The 466-nt window shown below is 39.3% G+C and carries 1 pseudogene; it reads left to right on the top strand.

The annotated features are described in order from the left end of the window. Positions 1-242: 242 nt before the first annotated feature. Positions 243-466 (top strand): annotated as a pseudogene (locus LK536_RS58505) (group II intron reverse transcriptase/maturase); the annotation flags it as partial.

The raw sequence follows: 466 nt of genomic DNA, 5'->3' as shown, positions 1-466 counted from the left end.
GACCCTACTCACGTATCGGAAGATATGGTCGAAAAAGGTTTGGAGAGGGAGTCAGATGAAGTCATAGTAGGTTTAAAGGCCGAAGGACAGAAACGATTTATAGTACGAATCGTTATTAAGAGAATCATGCATTAGCCAGAAATCAGATGGATGGGAAAAGTAAGAACGTAAGCCGAGGAATACCATTTATATCGAGAGGGGTGGTGTGCATAAATTTTGTAATAATCAGAGGAGTAACAACGATGGAATTGATAGAAGTGATTACATCAAAAGAGAATCTAAACAATGCCTATAAGAAAGTAGTGGCGAATAGAGGAGCAGGTGGAGTAGATGGGATGAAAGTTGAGGAACTTGGTGCCTACATCAGGGAAAATAAAGACGAAATCGTCCAATCAATCAGAAACCGAACCTATATGCCAAAACCAGTACGTAGAGTTTATATTCCAAAAGATAATGGAAAGCAAAG

Source organism: Clostridium pacaense, assembly GCF_020709765.2.
GTDB lineage: Bacteria > Bacillota > Clostridia > Lachnospirales > Lachnospiraceae > Enterocloster > Enterocloster hominis.
This window is presented reverse-complemented; position numbering and strand designations above follow the sequence as displayed.